The organism is Kitasatospora sp. NPDC001664, from assembly GCF_053596675.1.
Genome location: NZ_JBSFGS010000008.1, coordinates 225,943 through 242,631 on the forward strand (window position 1 = coordinate 225,943; position 16,689 = coordinate 242,631).

Sequence of the window (16,689 nt, forward strand, 5' to 3'; positions counted from 1 at the left end):
AGCCACCCGAGCGGTTGTCACGGTCACCGAAGGAGCGGCCACCACGGTCGTCACGGTCGCGGTCCCGGCCGAAGCCACGGTCACGGTCACGGTCGCCGTAGGACGGACGCTCGTTGCGCGCCTCGCGGTACGACGGGGTCCGCTCGGCGGCCTCGGCGGCCACCGGGGCGGCGGTCTCGACGGCCGCGCCCTCGGACGCCTCGTCGGCGGCCTCGACGGCCGGCTCGTCCTCGATGCCCAGCTCGGCCCGCTCGCGCGCCGCACGGGCGGCCAGACGGTCGGCCTCCTCGCGCAGCTCGGTGGCGCGGCGCTGCGCGCGCTCCAGCTGACGGGTCATCTCGGCGACCTCGCGCTCGGCGGCACCGGCGATGCCGGAGGCCGACTCGGCCTGCACCTCGACGAGCGAGCGGGCGCCGGTGATCTTGGCGACCTCGGCGTCGAAGGCGTGGTCGAGGATGTGGCGCGAGGCGTCGACGCCCGCGTCCTCCATCAGGCGGAAGACGCCGCGGCGCTGGTGCGGGAGCACCAGGGTGACGACGGTGCCGGAGCGGCCGGCGCGGGCGGTGCGGCCGGAGCGGTGCAGGTAGTCCTTGTGGTCACCGGCCGGGTCCACGTTCAGCACCAGGTCGATGCCGTCGACGTGGATGCCGCGGGCGGCGACGTCGGTGGCGACGACCACGTTGACGTAGCCGTCCTTGAAGTCGCCGAGGACGCGGGTACGGGCGCCCTGGGTCATCCCGCCGTGCAGCGCGTCGGCCTTCACGCCGGCCTCGATGAGCTGCTCGGCCACGCGGTCGGCGCCCATCTGGGTGCGGACGAAGATGATCGTGCGGCCCTTGCGGGCGGCGATCGCGTTGGTGATCGGCGCCTTGTCCTTCGGCTTCACCACGAGGATGTGGTGGGTCATGGTGGTGACCGCACCGGCCGAGGGGTCGACCTCGTGGGTGACCGGGCTGTTCAGGTAGCGCTTGACCAGGGTGTCGATCTCGTTCTCCAGGGTGGCGGAGAACAGCAGGCGCTGGCCGCCGGCCGGCACCTGGTCGAGGATCTCGGTGACCTCGGGCAGGAAGCCCATGTCGGCCATCTGGTCGGCCTCGTCGAGCACCGCGACCTGGACGTCGTCGAGCTTGGCGGAGTTGCGGTTGATCAGGTCGCGCAGACGGCCGGGGGTGGCCACCAGCACGTCGACGCCGCGCTCCAGCGCGTAGATCTGGTTCGACATCGAGGTGCCGCCGCAGACGACCTTGAGCTTGAGGCCGAGCACCGAGCCGAAGGGCTCCAGGGCGTCGGCGACCTGCATGGCCAGCTCGCGGGTCGGGACCAGGATCAGGCCGCGCGGGTGCTTGGGCCGGGTGCGCTCGCCGCCCGCCAGGCGGGTCAGCAGCGGGAGGCCGAAGCTCAGGGTCTTGCCGGAGCCGGTGCGGCCGCGGCCGAGGACGTCCTTGCCGGCCAGCGCGTCCGGGATGGTCGCGGCCTGGATCGGGAACGGGGTGGTGACGTCGCGCTTGGCCAGCGCCCGGACGATCTCGTCCGGCAGGCCCAGGTCACCGAAGGTGATGGTGGGCTCGGCGGCCTCGGTCTCGTCGGCCTCGACGGAGGCGGACTCGACGGCGGCGTCGGTGGTGTCGATGGAGTCGGTGGCCTCGACCTCGGTCTCGAGGGAGGCGGTGTCGGCGGCGTCCGAACCGTTCGCGGGCATGCTGAAGCGGTCGTCGTCAACGAGAGACATGCAAAACCTTCCGGAAGTGGCACGCGCCAAAGTCCGGGGTTCTGTTCACAACCGCCTCTATGCGGTCAGCCACGGATCGCCGGAACGCGCCAAGGGCGCCAGATGGGAGTAGGGCGCCAATCAAATGGATCAAACTAACGATCTACCACCATACGGGAACCTCCGGATCAAAGGCAAACGTGCTGGCCAGGCCGGTATCAGCCAGCCGGACTGGCGCTCGGGGCAGTGGTTCCGGGGTCGGTCGGGGTGGGGTCCGGGGTGGGCGAGGCCGCCGGCGGCGGGCTGGAGCTGGGCTCGGCGGTCGGGGAGGAGGCCGCCGTGGGCGAGGAGCTGGGCAGCCCGTGCTCGCCGCCGGCACCCCTGGACGGCGAGGGGGAGGCCGAGGCCGCCGGGGCGCCGGGGCTGGGCGGGGCGCTCCCCACCATGGCCGGCACGGGCACCGGCTGGCCGGCACCGGGCGCCTCCGCGCCGGGCGTGGCCCCGGGCGCTCCGGCCTGCGCCGAGGCGCTCGCGCCCCCCGCGCGCTCCACTCGCTGGCCGCTCACCGCCTTCCCGGGGGCGTGCGTCCCGCTCCCGCCCTTCCCCGGCGCGCCGGTCTGACCCACCGGCCGGCCGCTCACCTGCGCGTCCGAGGAGGCCGATCCGCCGACCGACATGCAGCCGGCCATGCTCGCCCCGGCCAGCGCCAGCACCGCCCCCGCGCGGGCCACCCGGACGACCCGCGCCACTCGCGCCGCCCGCGCCACCCGCGCACCCTGGACCGCCATCTGATCCGCCGTCACCTGGGCACCTCCCCTGCTCGGCGGCACGCGCCGGCGCGGCACCCGCCGCGCCCGGTCCACCTGCGGTGACCAACGCGCGCCCGACGGCCAGGACACGGTCCTCCCCCGAACGTCCCACCAGGGCACCGGCATCCGACCGACCGTCAGAACACCCGTGCGCCAAGGGGGCCGCGCCGGCACACCGGGCGAACGCCCGTCCGCACCGGGCCCCGGGCACCCGCCCGGACCGGCCTCCGCGCGACCCCGCGACCGGGCCTCAGAACACCCCTGCCAGCGCCGCCCCGGCCCAGACCGCCGCCAGCCCGGCCACCAGCGTGCCGAGCACGTTCACCACCGCCGCCCGCCGGGGGCCGGCCTCGGCCAGCCGGAGCGTCTCCCAGGAGAAGGTCGAGTACGTGGTGAGCGCCCCGCAGAGCCCGGTGCCGAGCAGCAGCTGTCCGCGGCTCCCGCAGACCCCCGCCACCAGCCCGAGCAGCAGCGAGCCGGCCACGTTCACGGCGAAGGTGCCCCAGGGCAGCGCCGCCCCGTACCGGGCCCGCAGCGCACGGTCCGTCAGGTAGCGCAGCGGAGCGCCGGCCAGCGCACCCGCCGTCACCAGCAGCCAGTTCACGAGGCCTCCCCCCGTCCGGCCCCGCCCCGTCCGGACGCCCGCCGCCCGGACGTCCACCGCCCGGCCAGCCACCTGGTCGCCCCGGCCGCCGCCCACACCGCCGCCAGCGCCCCCAGCAGGGTGGCCGCCGCGTACGCCGCCGCGAGCGGCAGCCGGCCGGCGTCGGCCAGCCGGTGGACGTCCAGCGCGTAGGCGGAGAAGGTGGTGAAACCGCCGAGCACCCCGGTGCCGAGGAACGGCCGGATCAGCCGGTGCGGCTGCCGCACCTCGGTGACCAGCACCATCAGCACGCCCATCGCGGCGCAGCCCAGCACGTTGACGGTCCAGGTGATCCAGGGGAAGCCCCCCTCCGCCACCGGCCGGACCAGCCCCGCCCCGTACCGGGCGAGCGCCCCGAGCGCCCCGCCGAGCGCAACCACCAGGACGACCGGGCCCTCGCCCGACCACCGCTCCCGTCGCTCCGTCCCCGTCCGCACCGCCCCAGTCAACCACCGGCACGCCGGAGACCCGGTGAACTGCCGTCGCGGATGATCTGGCACACCGTCACCCCACGCCCGACAATGGACCGGTGGACATGACCCGGGACGAGTTCGAGACGCTGGTCGCCGATGCCCTGGACCAGATCCCGCCGCAGCTCGCGGCGATGATGGACAACGTGGCGGTCTTCGTCGAGGACGAGCCCGACCCCTCCGACCCCGACCTGCTCGGGCTCTACGAGGGGACGCCGCTGACCGAGCGCGGCGAGTGGTACGCCGGGGTGCTGCCCGACCGGATCCTCGTCTACATGGGCCCGACCCTCCGGATGTGCGACACCCGGGAGGAGATGGTCGCCGAGGTCCGCACCACCGTGATCCACGAGGTGGCCCACCACTTCGGCTTCGACGACCACGAGCTGCACGAACTCGGCTGGTCCTGAGCCCGCGACCCTCCCGCCCCGCCCGGAACCGTTTTGGCGTTCACGACCGGCATCCCATATGCTTCTCACGTCCCCGACCGGTGCGAGTCACCCGGACGGGCCGCAAGCCCTCATCGTCTAGTGGCCCAGGACGTCGCCCTTTCAAGGCGGTAGCACGGGTTCGAATCCCGTTGGGGGCACGCAGTACCCGTAGTACAGTCGGTGCAGCAAGACCGGACGTCAGTCCGACAAGGTCCTGTGGAGCAGTTGGTTAGCTCGCCACCCTGTCAAGGTGGAGGTCGCGGGTTCAAGTCCCGTCAGGATCGCTCGTCCCGCAAGGGACGGTGCAGTACGGCCAGGTAGCTCAGTTGGTACGAGCGTCCGCCTGAAAAGCGGAAGGTCGCCGGTTCGACCCCGGCCCTGGCCACAGCGTGAGCCCCGGAGCGGAAGCTTCGGGGCTCTTCTGTTTCCCCGCCCTGGCGCCCCGTCACCCCGCTCCGACCCGGGGCCCCGTGGGGCCCCGGCCGGGGTGCCGGGGGCGCTGAGGGTGCGTCAGAGGTCCTTGCGGCGGTAGAAGCCGTACTCGGTCCCCATGGTGGCCACCCGCGAGACGGTGCCGGAGCGGCTGGCGTTCTCGATCGCGATGTACTTGGTGTGGGACTCGTCCACCCAGCCCCCGAAGAGGATGGTGTGGCCGCTGTTGATCAGCGCGTCGCCCGGCTTGAGGTCGTTCTTGGAGATCTTCTCCGAGACGCTCGGGTCCATCAGGGCGGTGGTGTTGAGCCCGCCGTAGGAGCCCGGGTCGAGGCCCCAGGCGGCGCTGACGAAGCCGGAGCAGTCGACCCGGTACTTGTCGGTGATGGCGCCCTGGCTGTAGCCGAGCTTCATGTCGACGCGCTTCATGGCGCGCTCCAGGATGTCGTGCCGCTCGTCCGAGAGGCCGTCCAGCTTGGGGCGGACCAGGGCGCCCTTGCCCTCGCCGTTGTGCGGGTGCTTGCCGTAGGAGTCCTTGCCGCGGGCCCAGTCCTCCCAGCTGTCACCGTTGATGTAGCGGACGTTCTTGTCCCCGGTGGTGTGGTCCTTGTACTTGCTGTGGTCGCCGTTGCCGTCGGGGCGGGTGCTGCCGCCGCCACCGCCGTCACCGCCGCCGGTCCCGTGGCCCCCGCCACCACCGGTGCCGTGACCGCCGCCACCGCCGTTGCCCTTGCCGTCGCCCTTGCCGGCTATCTCGGTGGAGGCGGGGGGCTGCTTCTTCTCCTTGTCCTTCATCTCGTCGTGCACCTTCCGCTCCGCTTCGGTGTACTCCTTGATGACCGACTTGATCCGCTCGGCGTCCTGGGCGATGCCCTGGGTGAGCTTCTCCTTGGTCTCCATCAGGTGCCGAGCCCGCTTCTCCACCTCCTTCGCGTCACTCAGCACGTCGTACGCGACGGCGAAGCCGGCTATGCCGGCCAGCGGGCTGACCGACAGGTCGACGGCGACCGCCTTGGCCAGGGTGGACTGGATCTTCCCGAGCTTCGCCTGGAGCTCCGCCATCCTCCGACTGGTCTCCTGCCAGTCCTTCTGGATCTTGCCGAGCTCCTGCAACTGGACGCCGAACTGCTCACCGGCCATGGTCCCCGTACCCCTTGTCGTCCTGGTGAATGCGCTGTCGGTCAGAAGCTGGCGAGCCGCTTGACCGCCTGGCTGAGCCCCTCGAGCTCGTCGGCGACCCCGGAGATCTCGCGGACCCGGCCCTGGGCGTGGTTGACGAAGGCGTCGGCCGCCGGGCCGTGCCAGGTCAGGTGGCCGAGCGCGGTGTTGACGTCCTTGCCGAGCTTGTCGAACTCCTTGCCCAGTTCGGCCAGTTCGGCGGCGATCTGGTTCAGTTCGTCCTCGCCGCCGCCGAACATCTCGCCGAGCGCCCAGCGGGCGATCTCGGCCGGGGCCATCACGATGTCCTTGACCAGCTTGGCGCCCGAGGTCACCAGACCAACGGCGTCGTCCCATGCCGCACTGAAGAAGTTCAAAGCCGCTCCCCCGGAACCTCACGTCGAAAAGAAAAGGATGACAATCCGTCAAAAGGCTATCGGACCACCCTGCCACCGCGGAGCCCGCAGGGGTGCGCGGCGCCGCACGGCACTGCTACAACGAGCGGACCCCGGAGGCCAGCACGGCGACCGCCTCCAGCGCGAGCCGCCCGTCCGGCCCGGCCTGCGCCGCGGCCAGCCGGTCGTACTCCCGCTTGAGCCCGGCCACCCGCGGGGCCGGCAGCCCCGTCACCACCAGACCGACGTTGGCCACCCCGCCGGCCGGGCCGGCCCACCAGTCCTCCGGGTCCGCCCGGTGGGTCCAGGCCAGCTCCCGGCCGTGCGGCTCGGCCCAGCCCGCCTCCGCGAGCAGCCCGGCCAGACCCTCCGGGGTGCGCTCGAAGGCGACCGGGACGGGCGGGAAGGAGGGGCGCTCCACCCCCTCCTCGTCCAGCACCTGGTTGAACAGGTCCATCGCGCGGTTCCCGGCCGTGTGCCAGAGCGTGACCGCCACCCGGCCGCCGGGTCGCACGACCCGGCGCAGCTCGGTCAGCGCGGCCACCGGATCGGCCACGTGGTTGACCACGAAGTTGGCCACCACCGCGTCGAACCCACCGTCCGCGAAGGGGAGTTCCGGCAGCTGGGCGAGCGAGACCGGCACCTCGGGCAGTCGCTCGGCGGCCGCCTTCACCATCTGCGGCTCGGCGTCCACCGCCGTCACCTCGGCGCCCAGCGCCAGGGCGGCCGCCGCCGCGTTGCCCGTGCCGGTGCCGACGTCCAGCAGCCGCACCCCGGGGCCGGCCCCGGCCGCCGCCAGCAGCGCGGGCAGCGCTCCGGCACAGAGCCCGGCGAACCCCCGCGCGTACGCCTGCGCCACCCCGTCGCCGCCCCACATCCGCCGCTCGTGCACGTCGAAGTCCTGCACACCCGCTCCTGTCGTCGTTCGGTGCTCCACCGGAAGAGGACGCGGCCGGAGCCGGTTCGGCTCCACCGGCCCGGCCTGGGGTGCCCTGCGGGCGGCAGAGGGGGGAGGAGAAGGGGGGCCGGAAGAAGTCAGGACCGGAGCCGGTTCGGCTCCACCAGCCCCGGGCCCGGGTGCCCTGCGGGCGGCAGAGAGGGGAGGAGAAGGGGGGCCGGAAGAAGTCAGGACCGGAGCCGGTTCGGCTCCACCAGCCCCGGGCCCGGGTGCCCTGCGGGCAGCGGAGAGGGACGGCAGGGGAGGGGGACGGCGGAAGCGCACGCGGCCTCACCGGCGGGCCAGGTGCCCCGTGGGCGTCGGGGCGGGAACAGGAACCGCCCCGGCCGCGCTTCACCCGCGGTGGCCCCCGCCGGAGGCCCGTTCGGCTCCACCCCGGTGCCGCAGGCCCGTGCGCGCGGAGGGCGAGGGGGCCCGTCTGTGACACTGGAGGGGCTCGAAAACCGAGGTGCGCCCGCGCGCTCCTCCTTGCGAACCTAGAGGGATGTCCGCAGTGAGTTCTCCCGTAGCCCAGCCCGCCGAGGCCCCGAAGGCGCCCAGCATCGGGGAGCTGGCCGCCCGGCTGCCCGAGCTGACGCTGCGTGACCAGCAGCGGATCGGCCGCCGCCTGGACGGCGCCCGCCGGGTCCGCAAACCCGAGGCCCGGGAGGCCATCGCGGCCGAGCTGGTCACCGAGATCGACCGGGCCGAGCAGCGGATGGCCCAGCGCCGCGCCTCCGTCCCGGTCATCCGCTACCCCGCCGAACTGCCGGTCAGTCAGAAGAAGGACGACATCCTGGCGGCCGTCCGGGACCACCAGGTGGTGATCGTCGCGGGCGAGACCGGCTCCGGCAAGACCACCCAGATCCCGAAGATCTGCCTGGAGCTCGGCCGCGGCGTGAAGGGCCTGATCGGCCACACCCAGCCGCGCCGGATCGCCGCCCGCACGGTGGCCGAGCGAGTGGCCGAGGAGCTGGACACCCCGCTCGGCGAGGCGGTCGGCTGGAAGGTCAGGTTCACCGACCAGGCCGGTCCGAACACCCTGGTCAAGCTGATGACGGACGGCATCCTGCTGGCCGAGATCCAGACCGACCGGGACCTGCGCCAGTACGACACCCTGATCATCGACGAGGCCCACGAGCGCAGCCTCAACATCGACTTCCTGCTCGGCTACCTCAAGCAGCTGCTCCCCCGCCGCCCCGACCTCAAGGTCGTGATCACCTCCGCGACCATCGACCCGGAGCGCTTCGCCGAGCACTTCGACGACGCCCCGATCATCGAGGTCTCCGGCCGCACCTATCCGGTCGAGGTCCGCTACCAGCCGGTCCTGGAGGAGGACGAGGACGGTGAGGAGATCGACCGCGACCGGGACCAGGTCCAGGCGATCTGCGACGCGGCCCAGGAGCTCCAGGCCGAGGGCCCGGGCGACATCCTGGTCTTCCTCTCCGGCGAGCGCGAGATCCGCGACACCGCGGACGCCCTCAACAAGCTGAAACTCAAGTTCACCGAGGTCCTCCCGCTCTACGCCCGGCTGAGCTCCGCCGAGCAGCACCGGGTCTTCCAGCGCTCCAACTCCCGCCGGATCGTGCTGGCCACCAACGTCGCCGAGACCTCGCTGACCGTCCCCGGCATCAAGTACGTGATCGACCCGGGCACCGCCCGGATCTCCCGCTACAGCCACCGCACCAAGGTCCAGCGCCTCCCCATCGAGGCGATCAGCCAGGCCAGCGCCAACCAGCGCAAGGGCCGCTGCGGCCGCACCTCGGACGGCATCTGCATCCGGCTCTACTCGGAGGAGGACTTCCTCTCCCGCCCCGAGTTCACCGACGCCGAGATCCTGCGCACCAACCTCGCCTCGGTCATCCTCCAGATGACCGCCGCCGGCCTCGGCGACATCGCCGCCTTCCCCTTCCTCGACCCGCCGGACTCGCGCAACATCAAGGACGGCGTCAACCTGCTCCACGAGCTGGGCGCCCTCGACCCGGCCGAGAAGGACCACCGCAAGCGCCTCACCCCGCTCGGCCGCAAGCTGGCCCAGCTCCCGGTGGACCCGCGGATGGCCCGCATGGTGCTGGAGGCCGACCGCCTGGGCGTGGTCCGGGACGTCATGGTGATCGCCGCCGCGCTCTCCATCCAGGACCCGCGCGAACGCCCCGCCGAGAAGCGCCAGGCCGCCGACGACCGGCACCGCCGGTTCAACTCGGAGACCTCCGACTTCCTGGCCTACCTGGCGATGTGGCGCTACGTCAGGGAGCAGCAGAAGGAGCTCTCCTCCTCCGCCTTCCGCCGGATGTGCAAGACCGAGTTCCTCAACTACCTGCGGATACGGGAGTGGCAGGACCTCTACACCCAGCTGCGCACCGTCGCCAAGCAGCTCGGCGTCACCTTCGAGGAGCCGCACGAGGACGCGGAGCCGGACGCCGACCGGATCCACCAGGCACTGCTCACCGGCCTGCTCTCGCACCTCGGCCTGTACGACGTGGAGAAGCGCGAGTACGGCGGCGCCCGCGGCGCCCGGTTCGCGATCTTCCCGGGCTCGGGCCTGTTCAAGAAGCCCCCGCGCTGGGTGATGTCCGCCGAGCTGGTGGAGACCTCGCGCCTGTGGGCCCGGATGAACGCCAAGATCGAACCCGAGTGGGTCGAGCCGCTGGCCGAGCACCTGATCAAGCGCAGCTACAGCGAGCCGCACTGGGAGAAGAAGGCCGGCGCGGTGCTGGCGTACGAGAAGGTCACCCTCTACGGGATGCCGATCGTCGCCCAACGCAAGATCAACTACGGTCGGATCGACCCCGAGCTCTGCCGCGAACTGTTCATCCGCAACGCCCTGGTCGAGGGCGACTGGGAGACCCACCACCGCTTCTGGGGCGAGAACCGCAAGCTGCTCAGCGAGGTCGAGGAGCTGGAGAACCGGGCCCGCCGCCGCGACATCATGGTGGACGACCAGACCCTGTTCGACTTCTACGACGCCCGGCTGCCGGAGGAGATCGTCTCCACCCGGCACTTCGACGCCTGGTGGAAGAAGGCCCGGCACGACCAGCCGGACCTCCTCAACTTCGAGAAGTCGATGCTCATCAACGACTCGGCGGACGGCGTCACCGAGGCGGACTACCCGGACTACTGGCAGCAGGGGAAGCTGAAGTTCAAGCTGACCTACCAGTTCGAGCCGGGCAGCGACGCCGACGGCGTCACCGTCCACATCCCGCTCCCGGTGCTCAACCAGGTCACCGCCGAGGGCTTCGACTGGCAGATCCCGGGCCTGCGGGCCGAGCTGGTCACCGCGTACATCCGGGCCCTGCCCAAGGCGATCCGGCGCAACTTCGTGCCCGCCCCGGACTTCGCCGCCGCCGCGCTGCGGCAGGTGAAGGACCGTCAGGAGCCCCTGCTGCCCACCCTGGAGCGCATCCTCAAGCGGATGACCGCCATCACCGTCCCCCCGGAGGCCTGGGACGACGAGCGCGTCCCGGACCACCTGCGGATCACCTTCCGGGTGGTGGACGGCAAGAAGAAGCTGGCCGAGTCCAAGGACCTGGAGGACCTGCGCCTGCAGCTCAAGCCCAAGCTCAAGGAGACCCTCTCCTCGGCCGCCTCCGGCCAGGGCATCGAGCGCACCGGCCTCACCTCCTGGCCGGAGGGCCTGCCGGTGCTCCAGCGCACCTTCGAGCAGCGCTCCCGGGGCCACTCGCTGCGCGCCTACCCCGCGCTGGTGGACGAGAAGGACTCGGTGGCGATCCGGCTCTTCGACACGCCCGAGGCCCAGCGCCAGTCGATGTGGGCCGGCACCCGGCGGCTGCTCATGCTGACCGTCAACTCCCCCGCCAAGTCCATCCAGGGCCGCCTGGGCAACCAGGCCAAGCTGGCGCTCTCGCACAGCCCGCACGGCTCGATCCCGGCGCTGTTCGAGGACATCGTCTCGGCCGCCACCGACCGCCTGATGACCCTGCACGGCGGCCCGGCCTGGGACGAGGCGGCCTTCACCAAGCTCTACGACAAGGTCCGCGCCGACCTGTACGAGCTGTCCGCCGACACCACCCTGAAGACCGCCACCGCCCTGATCGCCTTCCACAAGGCCTCCACCCGGCTCAAGACGGTCTCCAGCCCGGTCCTGCTCACCGCCGTCAACGACGTCCGCCTGCACCTGGCCTCGCTGGTCCACCCCGGCTTCGTCACCGACACCGGCTGGCAGCGCCTTCCCGACCTCAAGCGCTACCTGCTGGCCGTCGAACGCCGCCTGGAGGCCCTGCCCAACCACCCCCAGCGCGACCTCCAGCACCTCGCCAAGGTGCAGCAGCTCCAGGACGCCTACGGCGAGCTGCTCGCCAAGGTCCCGGCCGGCCAGGAACCCTCGGCCGAACTGCGGGCGGTCCGTTGGATGATCGAGGAGCTCCGGGTCAGCTTCTTCGCCCAGGGCCTGGGCACCCCGACGCCCGTCTCGGAGAAGCGGATCCTCAAGGCGATGGAGGCCGCGGCGGCGACCCTCTGAGGCCGGTTTTACCTGGACCCCAGGCATGCAGTACGATCTGTCTTGTTCGCAAGCGGGAGCAGGCGAACAAGACAGATCGACCAAGCAACATCCTGGTCCTGTGGAGCAGTTGGTTAGCTCGCCACCCTGTCAAGGTGGAGGTCGCGGGTTCAAGTCCCGTCAGGATCGCAGTGCCGAAGAGGCCCGGAACCGTCAGGTTCCGGGCCTCTTCGCGTTGTCCCTGACCCGGCGTCATCCGCTACGTCAGGCAGGTCTAGACCACAAGGTAACGGTCCTGTGACCGTCGTCACTTATCTTTTCTTGAGACCGGACACTCGGACCCCCCTCCGAGGGACGTCTAATTTAATATGTAAAATTGCACATGTAATTACCCCCAATTCCCCCCACCCCCACACGCCCCAATAGGAACTCTGCATTCCGGACATGCCGAAGGGGCCGCATCCCTGACCCGGCGGAGTCAGGCACACGGCCCCTTGCGGTGAACGTCTTAAAAGGCCCCTGAGGGCCCCTCTCAGGCCTCGGTACGCTGCGCCGGAATACCGGCCAGCAGGGCACGCACCTCCGCCTCGCGGTACCGGCGGTGGCCGCCGAGGGTGCGGATGGACGTGAGCTTGCCCGCCTTGGCCCAGCGGGTGACCGTCTTCGGGTCCACGCGGAACATGGTGGCGACCTCTGCCGGCGTCAGCAGGGGCTCGGCGTCAGGGGTACGAGCGGTCATGAGCGGCCTCCTCGGGAGAACCGAACCAGGGCGGTTCTATCCTTCAAATTCTGCACCTTGGCCCGCGATGCCCGAAATGGCATAGACGGGCCGAGTCGGTAATAGGACGAACGGCTTGTCCTGGTGTCTACAACTACACCATTCGTCCAGCCCCATCGGCCAAACCGCCAAAATTGACCCCTCACGGGTTCAAGGGAGACGGATGGCCATGGACCACCCCATAACGGACAGTCACCAATCGGTGACAAGCGGTTATGGAGGACCAGACCCAACTGATTCCCCGCAAAGAGCGCACTGCCGTCAGATCCACCCAAAAGTGGACACACCCGAGTGAACTTGGGCTGGTTGTCCCATTTTTACACATAGGCGTAAGTAAGCGTCAACGGTGAGTAGTGTCACGTTCGAGGGGTATTGACCCGAACCGGGACCTTGGTCCCGACCATCGACACCAAAGGTCCCAACCATCATCACCCGTCCTGCTGACACCCCTGCCCACTCCGGGGCCTGACCTACCGTCAGCTGGCGTACCGAAGTGCGTGGACCCGCCGCCAGCGCTCCGTCACCGACTCGTACATCCGGGCCGCCTCGCGCCCGTCCCCGGCCCGCAGCGCGGCCACCCCGGCCTCGATCTCCCCCACCGAGTCCTCCTCGGCCAGCGCGGCCGCCCCGATCAGGTGCACCAGGCCGCCGTAGTCCAGCTCCACCAGCGAGCGCGGGTGGAACTCCTCCAGCCAGCGGCCCAGCTCCTCCACCCCGCCCGCCAGCGCCGCGCTCGGCACCCGCTCGCGCAGCGCCCGGTACCCCCGGGCCACCCGGCGCCGGGCCTGCGCCATCGGCGTCAGGTAGAAGAGGGCGGCCGGCGCCCCGCCCGGCTCGGCCGGCAGGTGGCAGCGGTCCTCGGTGCCGAACGGCAGGAACCAGCGCACCGGCACCTCCCACCGGCTGGTCAGGATCCACGGCCGGGCGTCCGGGTGGCCGGCCCGCCAGCGCTCCCGGTCGGCCTGGGCCGCGGCCCGCACGGCGGGCGGCAGCACGGTGTCCAGCAGCGAGGCCGGCAGCTGCTCGGTGAGCTCCTCCAGCGCCTGCCAGCTGCGCAGCCGGGTGGCCCACGGGCAGACGTACGTCACCCCGTCCACCACCCGGACGAAGGCCCGCTCGCTCTCCCGCTCCGGCAGCGGCCGGGGCGTCCGGGAGAGCAGCTCGGCCAGTGCCCCGCGCTGCTCGGCCAGCACCGCCGGGGCCACCGCCTGGCCCGGCTCCGCCGCGTCCGGCCCGTAGCGGGCCGCGTAGGACTGCCAGCGGGCCCGCTCCGGCCCCGCGTAGGCGGCCAGCGGCTCGTACACGCGCAGGTGCGCGGCGTAGGGCGGGAGCACTGATGTGCGCACGGCGGTCACGCCTCGCATCGTCGCACGGCGGACCGCTGCAGGGGGGCAGCTCGGGCACCTCGCCGGAGCTAGCATTCCGGCAGGCGCCCACACCACAGCAGTGGGCCACAGATACTGGAGTCACCACAGTGACCGACGTACAGATCGCGTCCGCCCCGCACCCCGCACCCGGCGTGCTGAGCAGGATCTTCCGCACCGAGCAGGACGGCGTCCCCGGCGACGGCCACGAGCAGGTCGTCCTCTGCCACGACCGCTCCTCCGGCCTGAAGGCCATCATCGCCATCCACTCCACCGCCCTGGGCCCGGCCCTCGGCGGCACCCGCTTCTACCCGTACGCCTCCGAGGAGGCGGCGCTCGAGGACGCGCTCAACCTCTCGCGCGGGATGAGCTACAAGAACGCGCTGGCCGGGCTCGACCTCGGCGGCGGCAAGGCCGTCATCATCGGCGACCCGAACAAGGTCAAGAACGAGGCGATGCTGCGCGCCTACGGCCGCTTCGTCGAGTCGCTGCGCGGCCGCTACGTCACCGCCTGCGACGTCGGCACCTACGTCCAGGACATGGACGTGATCGCCCGCGAGACCGAGTTCGTCACCGGCCGCTCGCCCGAGAACGGCGGCGCCGGCGACTCCTCCGTCCTCACCGCCTTCGGCGTCTTCCAGGGCATGCGCGCCTCCGCCCAGGCCCGCTGGGGCCAGCCGACCCTGCGCGGCCGCCGGGTCGGCGTCTCGGGCGTCGGCAAGGTCGGCCACCACCTGGTCGGCCACCTGGTCGCGGACGGCGCCACCGTGGTCGTCACGGACGTCTCCGAGGCCGCCGTGAACCGGGTCCGGGCCGCCCACCCGGACGTCGAGGTGGTCGCGGACACCGCGGCCCTGCTCGCCGCGCGGCTGGACGTCTACGCCCCCTGCGCGCTCGGCGGCGCGCTGGACGACCACACCGTCGCCGCCCTCGGCGAGGCCGGCACCTCGGTGGTCTGCGGCGCGGCCAACAACCAGCTCGCCCACCCCGGCGTGGAGAAGGACCTGGCCGGCCGCGGCATCCTCTACGCGCCCGACTACCTGGTGAACTCCGGCGGCGTGATCCAGGTGGCCGACGAGTTCGAGTCCGCGCACAAGGGCGGCTACAACTTCGAGCGCGCCAAGAACAAGGCCACGAAGATCTTCGACACCACCCTGGAGATCTTCACCCGGGCCGCCGCCGACGGCGTCCCGCCGGCCGTCGCGGCCGACCGCCTGGCCGAGAAGCGGATGCGCGAGATCAGCGCGCTCCGCTCGGTGCTGCTGCCCGGCGCGCGCCGGGGCTGAGCCCCCGCGGGCCCAGGGTCACGATGTGGAACCGGATTCTCGTTCGGTAGCCCGATCGGGCGATCCTGGGCCCCCCGCCGGGGGATAATCGGTCACGGAACAACGGACCTGGGCAGGCTCTGAACGGCCTGCGAAAGCCCGAAAACCCCCACGTGACCTGGAAGGACCTGGTTTCGGGGGGCGTCGGTGCGCGCCACGTCACACGGGCGACGTACCGTTCGGCGACGGAAACAGGTACCGTTAATGCTCCAAGGGACGGTTCTCCCACTTCGGGTAGGACCGCACCTGATCATGGATACGTGTCAGACTCGGGGCCGTGAGCCCCATCGTTGAGGGGGTCGACCCATGGGGCGCGGCCGGGCCAAGGCCAAGCAGACGAAGGTCGCCCGCGAGCTGAAGTACAACAGCGGCGGGTTCGACGCCAACCGTCTGTCCAGCGAGTTGGGCGTATCAACACCGCCTCCCGTTCCGGTCAAGCCGGAGCCCATCGAGGAGGACGACGACCCGTACGCTGCGTACGCGGATCGTTACAACGACTACGACGACGAGGAAGCGGACTCGGGCAGTCAGCCCGGTCGTCGCTGACCACGCCTTCGGAAGACCGGCTCGACCACCCCTCGGGGTGACGAGCCGGTCTTCGTCGTTCCCCGGGACGCACTGCGGCCGGACAGGCCGAAGGGCCCCCGGAGGGGCCCTTCGGACCTGCGGTCAGAGCAGCTCGAAGCCGTCGTAGGAGTTGTACAGCGCCGCGCCGTCCGCGTGCTCGTCGGTGCGGTCCACCACGTCGCCCAGCAGCCAGGCCTCGACGCCCCGGTCCTCCAGGATCGAGAGCACCACGTCGACCGACTCCGGCGGGACCACGGCCACCATGCCGACGCCCATGTTCAGGGTCTTCTCGATCTCCAGGGCGGCCATGTTGCCGACCTTCGCCACGGTCTGGAAGACCGGGAGCGGGGACCAGGTGCCGCGGTCCAGGCGGGCGTGCAGGCCGGCCGGGATCACCCGGGCCAGGTTGGCCGCCAGGCCCCCGCCGGTGACGTGCGAGAAGGCGTGGACCTCGGTCGCCCGGGTGAGCGCCAGGCAGTCCAGCGAGTAGATCCGGGTCGGCTCCAGCAGCTCCTCGCCGAGGGTGCGGCCGAACTCCTCGACCTGGCGGTCCAGCGACCACTTGGCCTGGTTCAGCAGCACGTGGCGGACCAGCGAGTAGCCGTTGGAGTGCAGGCCCGAGGCGGCCATCGCGATGACCACGTCACCGGCCCGGACGCGCTCGGCGCCGAGCAGCTTGTCGGCCTCCACCACACCGGTGCCGGCGCCCGCGACGTCGTAGTCGTCCGGCCCGAGCAGGCCCGGGTGCTCGGCGGTCTCGCCGCCGACCAGCGCGCAGCCGGCCAGCGTGCAGCCCTCGGCGATGCCCTTGACGATCGCCGCGACGCGCTCCGGGACGACCTTGCCCACGCAGATGTAGTCGGTCATGAAGAGCGGCTCGGCGCCGCAGACCACCAGGTCGTCGACGACCATGCCGACCAGGTCGTGGCCGATCGTGTCGTGCTTGTCCATCGCCTGGGCGATGGCCACCTTGGTCCCGACCCCGTCGGTCGCCGAGGCCAGCAGCGGGCGCTCGTAGCGCTTGAAGGCGGAGGCGTCGAAGAGCCCGGCGAAGCCGCCGAGACCGCCGACCACCTCGGGGCGGTCGGCCTTCTTCACCCACTGCTTCATCAGCTCGACCGCGCGGTCGCCGGCCTCGATGTCGACACCTGCGGCGGCGTAGGTGGCACCGCTCTGGTTGCTGGTCACGTGCTGTGGCCCTTTCGGGTCAGGGGTG

At 71.7% G+C, this 16,689-nt stretch carries 14 protein-coding genes and 4 tRNA genes; 9 read left to right on the forward strand and 9 right to left on the reverse strand.

The features are described 5' to 3' along the window. The coding region (locus ACWCYY_RS14200) for a DEAD/DEAH box helicase (RefSeq protein WP_449796202.1) at positions 1-1,699 on the reverse strand (1,699 nt) is incomplete at its 3' end. Positions 1,700-1,987: 288 nt separating this feature from the next. On the opposite strand from ACWCYY_RS14200, the gene ACWCYY_RS14205 reads away from it, so the two are divergent. Then, positions 1,988-2,329, forward strand: coding sequence for a hypothetical protein (locus ACWCYY_RS14205; RefSeq protein WP_345290669.1), 342 nt, complete (start codon positions 1,988-1,990; stop codon positions 2,327-2,329). A gap of 438 nt (positions 2,330-2,767) precedes the next feature. On the opposite strand, the gene crcB (ACWCYY_RS14210) is transcribed toward ACWCYY_RS14205, so the two are convergent. Both crcB (ACWCYY_RS14210) and crcB (ACWCYY_RS14215) read right to left on the reverse strand, forming a co-directional pair. Next, positions 2,768-3,121 (reverse strand): fluoride efflux transporter CrcB, encoded by a 354-nt coding sequence (gene crcB / locus ACWCYY_RS14210; RefSeq protein WP_345290668.1) that lies wholly within the window; start codon positions 3,119-3,121, stop codon positions 2,768-2,770. Continuing rightward, positions 3,118-3,597, reverse strand: a complete 480-nt coding sequence (crcB, locus tag ACWCYY_RS14215; RefSeq protein ID WP_449796163.1) for a fluoride efflux transporter CrcB — start codon at positions 3,595-3,597, stop codon at positions 3,118-3,120. Before crcB (ACWCYY_RS14215) ends, crcB (ACWCYY_RS14210) begins: the two co-directional genes overlap by 4 nt. Positions 3,598-3,695: 98 nt before the next feature. On the opposite strand from crcB (ACWCYY_RS14215), the gene ACWCYY_RS14220 reads away from it, so the two are divergent. The 4 genes from ACWCYY_RS14220 (at position 3,696) to ACWCYY_RS14235 (ending at position 4,443) form a co-directional block, all read left to right on the forward strand. Next, positions 3,696-4,037: a metallopeptidase family protein gene (locus tag ACWCYY_RS14220; protein WP_345290676.1), complete on the forward strand. Its 342-nt coding sequence runs from the start codon at positions 3,696-3,698 to the stop codon at positions 4,035-4,037. A 106-nt stretch (positions 4,038-4,143) separates the two neighbouring features. Further along, positions 4,144-4,216: transfer RNA gene (locus tag ACWCYY_RS14225), tRNA-Glu, on the forward strand. A 52-nt stretch (positions 4,217-4,268) separates the two neighbouring features. Further along, positions 4,269-4,342: transfer RNA gene (locus ACWCYY_RS14230), tRNA-Asp, on the forward strand. 27 nt (positions 4,343-4,369) lie between these two features. Next, positions 4,370-4,443 (forward strand) — tRNA-Phe (locus tag ACWCYY_RS14235). A 125-nt stretch (positions 4,444-4,568) separates the two neighbouring features. On the opposite strand, the gene ACWCYY_RS14240 is transcribed toward ACWCYY_RS14235, so the two are convergent. The 3 genes from ACWCYY_RS14240 to ACWCYY_RS14250 all read right to left on the reverse strand — a co-directional run bounded on the left by ACWCYY_RS14240 (position 4,569) and on the right by ACWCYY_RS14250 (position 6,950). Then, positions 4,569-5,630, reverse strand: coding sequence for an NlpC/P60 family protein (locus ACWCYY_RS14240; RefSeq protein WP_345290666.1), 1,062 nt, complete (start codon positions 5,628-5,630; stop codon positions 4,569-4,571). Between the two features lie 41 nt (positions 5,631-5,671). Beyond that, positions 5,672-6,025, reverse strand: coding sequence for a WXG100 family type VII secretion target (locus tag ACWCYY_RS14245; protein ID WP_345290665.1), 354 nt, complete (start codon positions 6,023-6,025; stop codon positions 5,672-5,674). A 115-nt stretch (positions 6,026-6,140) separates the two neighbouring features. Further along, positions 6,141-6,950 (reverse strand): class I SAM-dependent methyltransferase, encoded by an 810-nt coding sequence (locus ACWCYY_RS14250; RefSeq protein ID WP_345290664.1) that lies wholly within the window; start codon positions 6,948-6,950, stop codon positions 6,141-6,143. Between the two features lie 535 nt (positions 6,951-7,485). Here ACWCYY_RS14250 and hrpA point away from each other — a divergent pair. Together hrpA and ACWCYY_RS14260 are read left to right on the forward strand one after the other, a co-directional pair. Beyond that, on the forward strand, positions 7,486-11,460 hold the full coding sequence (gene hrpA, locus ACWCYY_RS14255; RefSeq protein WP_380149503.1) for an ATP-dependent RNA helicase HrpA: 3,975 nt from the start codon (positions 7,486-7,488) through the stop codon (positions 11,458-11,460). A gap of 94 nt (positions 11,461-11,554) precedes the next feature. Then, positions 11,555-11,628, forward strand: a tRNA-Asp gene (locus tag ACWCYY_RS14260). Positions 11,629-11,971: 343 nt separating this feature from the next. Here the strand turns inward: ACWCYY_RS14260 and bldC are convergent. After that, positions 11,972-12,178, reverse strand: coding sequence for a developmental transcriptional regulator BldC (gene bldC, locus ACWCYY_RS14265; RefSeq protein WP_014137253.1), 207 nt, complete (start codon positions 12,176-12,178; stop codon positions 11,972-11,974). A 515-nt stretch (positions 12,179-12,693) separates the two neighbouring features. After that, positions 12,694-13,581, reverse strand: a complete 888-nt coding sequence (locus ACWCYY_RS14270; RefSeq protein ID WP_345290662.1) for a hypothetical protein — start codon at positions 13,579-13,581, stop codon at positions 12,694-12,696. A gap of 110 nt (positions 13,582-13,691) precedes the next feature. Here ACWCYY_RS14270 and ACWCYY_RS14275 point away from each other — a divergent pair, with 110 nt between their 5' ends. Both ACWCYY_RS14275 and ACWCYY_RS14280 read left to right on the forward strand, forming a co-directional pair. Next, positions 13,692-14,867 (forward strand): Glu/Leu/Phe/Val dehydrogenase dimerization domain-containing protein, encoded by a 1,176-nt coding sequence (locus tag ACWCYY_RS14275; RefSeq protein ID WP_380149504.1) that lies wholly within the window; start codon positions 13,692-13,694, stop codon positions 14,865-14,867. A 345-nt stretch (positions 14,868-15,212) separates the two neighbouring features. After that, positions 15,213-15,452, forward strand: coding sequence for a DUF3073 domain-containing protein (locus ACWCYY_RS14280; protein WP_345290661.1), 240 nt, complete (start codon positions 15,213-15,215; stop codon positions 15,450-15,452). Between the two features lie 123 nt (positions 15,453-15,575). Here the strand turns inward: ACWCYY_RS14280 and purM are convergent, their stop codons facing one another. Continuing rightward, positions 15,576-16,661, reverse strand: a complete 1,086-nt coding sequence (gene purM, locus ACWCYY_RS14285; RefSeq protein ID WP_345290660.1) for a phosphoribosylformylglycinamidine cyclo-ligase — start codon at positions 16,659-16,661, stop codon at positions 15,576-15,578. Positions 16,662-16,689: the final 28 nt, after the last annotated feature.

Coding starts and splice junctions, on each gene's coding strand:
- ACWCYY_RS14220 (WP_345290676.1), top strand. CDS start 3,696: ATGACCCGGGACGAGTTCGAGACGCTGGTCGCCGATGCCCTGGACCAG.
- ACWCYY_RS14240 (WP_345290666.1), bottom strand. CDS start 5,630: ATGGCCGGTGAGCAGTTCGGCGTCCAGTTGCAGGAGCTCGGCAAGATC.
- hrpA (WP_380149503.1), top strand. CDS start 7,486: ATGTCCGCAGTGAGTTCTCCCGTAGCCCAGCCCGCCGAGGCCCCGAAG.
- bldC (WP_014137253.1), bottom strand. CDS start 12,178: ATGACCGCTCGTACCCCTGACGCCGAGCCCCTGCTGACGCCGGCAGAG.
- ACWCYY_RS14270 (WP_345290662.1), bottom strand. CDS start 13,581: ATGCGAGGCGTGACCGCCGTGCGCACATCAGTGCTCCCGCCCTACGCC.
- ACWCYY_RS14280 (WP_345290661.1), top strand. CDS start 15,213: ATGGGGCGCGGCCGGGCCAAGGCCAAGCAGACGAAGGTCGCCCGCGAG.